Annotated in this window: 9 protein-coding genes and 1 pseudogene; all 10 read left to right on the top strand. The window is 57.4% G+C overall.

What is annotated here, in order from left to right; translation table 11 throughout:
- The first annotated feature begins 54 nt into the window (after positions 1-54).
- The gene (locus ACMWLG_RS25230) at positions 55-327 is read left to right on the top strand and encodes a hypothetical protein (RefSeq protein WP_047028265.1); all 273 of its coding nucleotides are present in this window, start codon (positions 55-57) and stop codon (positions 325-327) included.
- A gap of 43 nt (positions 328-370) precedes the next feature.
- Positions 371-736, top strand: coding sequence for a hypothetical protein (locus ACMWLG_RS25225; RefSeq protein ID WP_045261360.1), 366 nt, complete (start codon positions 371-373; stop codon positions 734-736).
- 67 nt (positions 737-803) lie between these two features.
- The gene (locus ACMWLG_RS25220) at positions 804-2333 is read left to right on the top strand and encodes a ParB/RepB/Spo0J family partition protein (RefSeq protein ID WP_406542961.1); all 1530 of its coding nucleotides are present in this window, start codon (positions 804-806) and stop codon (positions 2331-2333) included.
- Complete coding sequence (locus ACMWLG_RS25215) at positions 2287-2826, top strand: hypothetical protein (RefSeq protein WP_406542960.1); 540 nt, start codon at positions 2287-2289, stop codon at positions 2824-2826. The genes ACMWLG_RS25220 and ACMWLG_RS25215 overlap by 47 nt, the downstream gene beginning before the upstream one ends.
- A gap of 37 nt (positions 2827-2863) precedes the next feature.
- Positions 2864-3298 carry a conjugation system SOS inhibitor PsiB gene (gene psiB, locus ACMWLG_RS25210; protein ID WP_045261358.1) on the top strand — a complete coding sequence of 145 codons (435 nt, stop codon included), beginning with the start codon at positions 2864-2866 and terminating at the stop codon, positions 3296-3298.
- Positions 3295-4023 (top strand): plasmid SOS inhibition protein A, encoded by a 729-nt coding sequence (locus ACMWLG_RS25205; protein WP_029404097.1) that lies wholly within the window; start codon positions 3295-3297, stop codon positions 4021-4023. The genes psiB and ACMWLG_RS25205 overlap by 4 nt, the downstream gene beginning before the upstream one ends.
- On the top strand, positions 4020-4346 hold the full coding sequence (locus ACMWLG_RS25200) for a hypothetical protein (RefSeq protein ID WP_045261357.1): 327 nt from the start codon (positions 4020-4022) through the stop codon (positions 4344-4346). Before ACMWLG_RS25205 ends, ACMWLG_RS25200 begins: the two co-directional genes overlap by 4 nt.
- Positions 4347-4402: 56 nt before the next feature.
- Positions 4403-4777 (top strand): hypothetical protein, encoded by a 375-nt coding sequence (locus tag ACMWLG_RS25195; protein ID WP_045261362.1) that lies wholly within the window; start codon positions 4403-4405, stop codon positions 4775-4777.
- Between the two features lie 167 nt (positions 4778-4944).
- Positions 4945-5094: pseudogene (locus ACMWLG_RS25190) on the top strand (DUF5431 family protein); the annotation flags it as partial.
- Entirely contained in the window at positions 5042-5161 is a 120-nt protein-coding gene (locus ACMWLG_RS25185; RefSeq protein ID WP_274205380.1) for a type I toxin-antitoxin system Hok family toxin, read from the top strand. The pseudogene ACMWLG_RS25190 and the gene ACMWLG_RS25185, both read left to right, overlap by 53 nt.
- The last annotated feature ends 611 nt before the right edge of the window (positions 5162-5772 follow it).

Below are 5772 nucleotides of genomic sequence, written 5' to 3'. Positions count from 1 at the left end.
CGCGAGAGAACTCACCAGGGAGATGGACAACCATCACCACAGGAGAAAACCAGGATGCACACACGAAACGTCAACGTCAAAACCGCCGCTCAAGAATCTTCCAGGAAGATGGGGGAAGAACAAAACCCTGTTTCTGTCGCACGGGAGTGGGTGGCTCAGGCCACTTCGCTGAAAGCGGGGGTCACCGTCACTCTGTCCGATGTGTCCCGGTACGGCGACGTTCAGGTGGAGATCCGCACCAACGGAACGCTTAACTGGCACGCCTGGTCGTTTGAACCGGATTTTCTTTTGGAACTGAAACGCAACCTGCAATACGTGCAGCTTTAACCGTAGGCCGGATGTCCGGCCTTAACCCAGAGAAGGAGGAAACATGCAGAACCTTAACACCCGTCCGGCGACCCGTAAGGTCGGGCAGAGCACCGAAATCGTGAAGCTGCTGCGCATTCAGGCCAGCGACACCCACGTGGTCGAGTTTGACAACGTGGACACACGTTTTAACGACTGCAACAACTGGCAGGTGATGGCAGGAGGGAAACGCGTCCTGTACAGCAACCGCATGTATGAGCGTTTTTCAGATGTGAAATCGGGGATCGTGGCAACGATCAACGTATGTGAAAACAGCGGCAGCGTAACGGATAAAGCGATGCTGGAAGGGGCAAAAGTCATGATGCAGGTTCTTGATGGCTATCCGTCCTTTGCTGCACTGGCAGCACATCCGAAACGCATCACTGATTAATCGAGTGCCGTGACCGGATAGCCCTCCGGCCACGGCTAACCACAACTATCACTGAGAGGTAAAAATCATGGTCGCCACCAATACTACGGCAAAAAAGACAGCCAAGACCACCCGTCAGACAAAATCTGCGGAAAAAATCGCGCAGTCTACCGAGCAGAAGCTCGTCCAGCTGCTCGCTGATACGCCCGTACAAATCTTCCCGTACTCCCGCCTGTCACACACTGGCTTAAACACGCGCATCATTCCGCATACCGATCGGGAAGTGGAAGAGATGGCAGACAGCATTCAGGCAATGGGCATCCTCCAGAACCTGATCGGTGCAGAACTGCCGGACGGTACGATCGGCATTGTCGGCGGGGAAGGTCGCCGCAGAGGCACAGGCATTCTGGTTATGCGCGGTGTGCTCGATGCAGACACACCGTTTGTTCCGGTGAAAGTCCTGCCCGTGGAGATGGCGGTGGCGGCCTCGATGATCGAGAATGGTCGACGTAAAAACATGCATCCCGCCGAGCAGATTATCGGTTTTCGTACCCTTCAGCAGGAAGGTAAAACGGCTTCTCAGATCGGCGCACTGATGGGTTATCACCCGCGCCACGTTCAGCGCTGCCTGAAGCTGGCGAATCTTGCCCCCTCCCTGCTGGATGCGCTGGCGCGGGATGAAATCTCTCTTGAACAGTGTGAAGTCCTGACACTTGCTGATACCCATGAGCGTCAGGAGCAGGTCTGGAAAGAGGCTGTTGAAAAGTGGCGCGATCCTGCCGTACAGACCCTGCGCAAAATGGTGACCGACGACAAGATGGCCATCAGTCACCCGATGTTTGAGTATGTGGGCGAGGAAGCCTATACCGCCGCTGGCGGTACGCTGACCGCCGACCTGTTCAGCGACAAGGACAGCACCTTTGCCGATGCGGCGCTGGTGAAATCTCTGCTGGCTGGCAAGCTCACCGTGCTCGCCGCCCGCGTTAAGCAGGAGCAGGGCTGGGGCTGGGCTGAGTATCGTATGACGGAACTCAGCTTCAGCGGTGAGGACGGTGAACTTTACCGTTTTGCCATGCCGAAAGCTGTCCTGACGGAAGAAGAACAGAAGCGCGTCAGCGAGCTGGAAGAACAAAGGGACGCCACTGAAACCTGCGATGACGAATACGAGCTTCAGCAGCAGATCGATGACATTTACTGCGAGGCGGAGTACCGCGAAGCCACGCCGGAATTTCGCGCCGCCCACGGTATCTGGGTGTCATGGGATGGTAACAATTTTCGGGTTCAGCCAGGTATCCGCAAGCTGACCGACGAAGACCGGGCAGCTGAAGAACAGGCGCGTCAGGAACGTGAAAAGAACGTGATCAGATACACCACGCCTGACATTCCCGCAGACGCCTATCCGGCAACGCTGGTTAAGGCCATGTCAGCCGAACGTACTCTCGCCGTTCAGGCCGAACTGGCGGGTCGTCCTGACGTATCGGTGGCGCTCCTGACGTGGACGCTGTGTCTTGCGCTCTTTGAACGCACCCACGGCAAGCGCAGCCAAGCGCAGCCAACCGCTGAAAGCCTCCGTGTCCTCGAATCAGTATCACCTTGCATCACTGGCTCCATCCGGTGACGAAGGGAAGGCGCTGACGGCGCTCAATGCACAGAAAAAAGCGCTTCAGGCAACGCTGCCAGAAAACTGGCATCTCGATTTCACCTGGCTGCTGTCATGGTCAGCAGAGCAGATAAACACCCTGCTGGGATTCTGTGCGGCACACGGTATCAACGGTATTCAGGAGCGTATGTACAACCATACGCAGAAAAGCGAACTGGACGGGCTGGAAGCGGCGCTGGACTTTGACCTGCGCAAATGGTGGCAGCCGGATGCTGAGAGCTACTTCGGTAAGCTCACGATCTCCCAGATTGGCAAAGCCTATGAAGAAGCCGGACTGAGTACCCGCGCCGGAGAGATTGTGAAGCTCAAGCGCCGCGATGCGGCAAAGGCCGCCGAACAGGATCTGAATGCTCAGGGCTGGCTGCCTGACTGGATGGTGCGCACAGCGCCAGCCGCTGGGGCTGAAGAAGCCACCGAAACCGACGCAGATACCACTGACCACGCTGCTTAATACCGGAGGCCGCCGCCTTCGGGCGGCGGGAACAGACATGACCATGCAATATGACCTGAACCGAATCAACACCCTGACCGCATCCGACCTGGAGTTTATCCGTCATCAGGGCGAGGACGCGCGCCGCGCCCTCAGCGATGCCGTGACCGGCCTCCTGTCGACACCTGAAGGATGGCGCGTCTGCGCCGAGTTCCGCAGCGAGTTCGGCGGCTTCTTCCCCGTCCAGTGCCGCTTCAGCGCGGACGGCAGTGATGACTGGCATCTGTGCGTGTGCAGCCCCGGCGAAGTCTCGCCGTACTGGCTTCTGGTGCTGCTGTCCTCCGGCGGTGACGTGGTGCGTACCCTTTACCAGAGCGACACGCTCCAGCCTGATCGGATAAACCAGATGGTCGCGCAGCTGGCAGGTATGCGCCGCTTTAACTGCACTGCCAGCACCGTGGTGAAGTTGATGAATGTGGAGGTGACAGCATGATCCCGTCCTCACACGCGCTCGTTTCCCTGAAGCCCGCCCGTCAGGCTGCAATACAGGCTATCAGCCATGTTGAGTCTGCCCGCGAACGCGGCGCACGGCTGCCCGCCATGCCGTATGTCCGTACCTTTCTGCGCCTTCTCACGGGTAGCGGACGTCTCAACGCCACGGTGGCCAATAAAATACCCGGCCTGCACTGGGTGCCAAATAACCGTCATTCAAACCTGAAACAGGTCGAGGAGGCACTTAACACGATGATCGCCACCAGTGGCGAAGCCTGCCCGCTGCCGCTCACGATTGACGTACAGGCCGAACTGTTTCCTGAAGTCATGCACACCCGCACGGGTCGACGGCTGCACAGGTCCGGCATTAAGACCACGCGCCAGCTGCGCCGCCAGTCTCGTGAGTACGAACAGCGCTGGAAACTGCGCCAGAACCTGCTGGAGCAGGCAAAAATCGACCTGAATTTTCAGTCACCGGAAACCGTCTGCACCTGGTACACCCGGTGGAGCGACGAGTTTGACGCGGCAGAGCTTGCCGGACCGTTCTGGCGCTGGCAGTCGCGGTTCGCGTCGCTGAAGGAACTTGACTGGCTTCGCATCAGCGGCGAGCCACTGTATACAGTGATGTATGAAATCCCGTTTATTGTCCGGGAAACACCTGAGCATGTTCGTGTCGCTGAACGCTGGCAGGTGCCAAATAAGCTGGCTGACCGGAGCGGTGTATGAAGTGGCGCTATTCCCTGCGCTGGAAGTTGCCGCACAAGCCCTGCCCAGGTCCACTGGAGCTGGTTTCAGTTGTCGTGGAGGCAGGGCAGGCGGCACCTGAGGAGGTGATGGCACGCTGGGTTGCTGGCTCAGGTTACGCTGTATGCGTGGATTTTCTCGGTCAGAAACAGCTCCAGCGCTGGAGCGATGAACGAAAAGCAGCGGTGAGAAGGCGCAACATGCAGGCACGGATCAATCGTGTTGCCCCTTTGTTTGCCGATGAGTTAATCGAGCGTGAGCTGGCTGCACGTCCGACATATTTCAATGGCAAGTCCACCCGATGAATCAGATACAATGCTGTCTGACGGCTCAGATGGCCAAATACAAGGAAAGCGGGAATATGAGGTACTTTTTAATCGTTATATTATTGTATACGCTGTTCTTTTTAATCGTCAGGCATGCTGCCCCAGAATGGGAAGGCACGACAGGTTATTATGCTGGTCTGTTCATTTGCAGTATGTTAGCGATGGTCATCACATGGCGTGATACGCCAGGCTGGTTCGATAAAGTCCTGCTCGGCGTAATGAAATACGGCGTTCTGAGTGCCGGGATTATCTTCTTTGTCTGGGGCGTCGGGTACAAGCTGGCATTCTGGGGGCAAGGTAATTCTGATTCCGTATTTGTAAGTGCGGGGGACGTGATTCTGCCTAATCTTGCGCTGGTCACGGGCGTAGTGATCGCGGGATGGGGATACCTGAGATATTTCAGGCGATAAGCAGCATAAAGCGTGGATATACCTGGTAAGAAATAGCACCTGCCCGGTATAATCGACGTGGCGCTTGAGGCTTTTTGCCTCATGACGTGAAGGTGGTTTGTTACCGTGTTGTGTGGCAGAAAGCAGAAAGCCCCGAGTAATTTTTCAATTAACCCGAGGCCCACTGCATGTCTGATCAACAACAGTATGGCCGCTTACCTGCCGAAAGGCAAGGAGAAGTCAGCTATGAAACTGCCGCGAAGTACTGTTATCTGGTGCGTATTAATCGTGTGTTTAACACTCTTAATATTCACATTCCTCACCCGAAAATCGCTCTGCGAAATCCGGTTGAAGGACGGAGAGCGGGAGGTCGCTGCCGTTCTGGCCTACGAATCCGGTAAGTAAGCTACCTGAAGGCGGGGGAAACCCCGCCTTTTCAGGAGCTGAGTTGCCACGACATGCCTGAAGCGCCTTTATGAAGGGGTTGCCGGTTTACCGGTAGCCCCTTTTTCCATCCCGAAGGGTGCAGTCGCATGCATGAACAACCCGGAAGGTCTGTTCCCCTGCGGGGAACGGGGGAAGGGGGACGCGCCTCCGGCGCTGCCCCTCGGCTCCCTCCGTCTTGTCAAAACGCCTGCCCTTCCTGCCTGATTTTGCTGAAGTCAGAGCGCCATGAGTTACCTGCCTGTACCTGGCTTCAGCCTGGTTTTCCCTGTGTTCTTCATCCCGGGCGTCATATCCGTCGTCCTGCTGGTTATCTTTCTCCGCTGCAGCTCCGTGGCCATAACCCGAAAACAGGGCAGGGCGATGGCCCCCTTCGGCTCCCGGCCAGCACTGCTGTCCGGTCGTCGAGCCCCACTCCGCCAGGGCGGCTGCTGCGCACCCGCCGGGCTCCGCCGAACCCCTTCGGGTTTCGGGCTGACGCTAGGGTCTGATGGCGAAGGTCAAAGGCTGCGGCTTCTCCGGCCGTGCCGTCCGGAACGCCTTCACCGCGCCGGCTGATGCCGTCGCTTTAA

It is taken from the genome of Enterobacter sp. 01-M-02-SI-ECC, assembly GCF_047530595.1.
Taxonomy (GTDB): Bacteria; Pseudomonadota; Gammaproteobacteria; order Enterobacterales; family Enterobacteriaceae; genus Enterobacter; species Enterobacter cloacae_M.
The sequence above is the reverse complement of the archived record's forward strand: the minus strand, read 5'-3'. Positions and strand labels throughout refer to the sequence as shown.

Excerpts from the sequence above, each read along its gene's own strand:
- ACMWLG_RS25230 (WP_047028265.1), top strand. The coding sequence starts at position 55 with ATGCACACACGAAACGTCAACGTCAAAACCGCCGCTCAAGAATCTTCC.
- ACMWLG_RS25225 (WP_045261360.1), top strand. The coding sequence starts at position 371 with ATGCAGAACCTTAACACCCGTCCGGCGACCCGTAAGGTCGGGCAGAGC.
- ACMWLG_RS25220 (WP_406542961.1), top strand. The coding sequence starts at position 804 with ATGGTCGCCACCAATACTACGGCAAAAAAGACAGCCAAGACCACCCGT.
- psiB (WP_045261358.1), top strand. The coding sequence starts at position 2,864 with ATGACCATGCAATATGACCTGAACCGAATCAACACCCTGACCGCATCC.
- ACMWLG_RS25205 (WP_029404097.1), top strand. The coding sequence starts at position 3,295 with ATGATCCCGTCCTCACACGCGCTCGTTTCCCTGAAGCCCGCCCGTCAG.
- ACMWLG_RS25200 (WP_045261357.1), top strand. The coding sequence starts at position 4,020 with ATGAAGTGGCGCTATTCCCTGCGCTGGAAGTTGCCGCACAAGCCCTGC.
- ACMWLG_RS25195 (WP_045261362.1), top strand. The coding sequence starts at position 4,403 with ATGAGGTACTTTTTAATCGTTATATTATTGTATACGCTGTTCTTTTTA.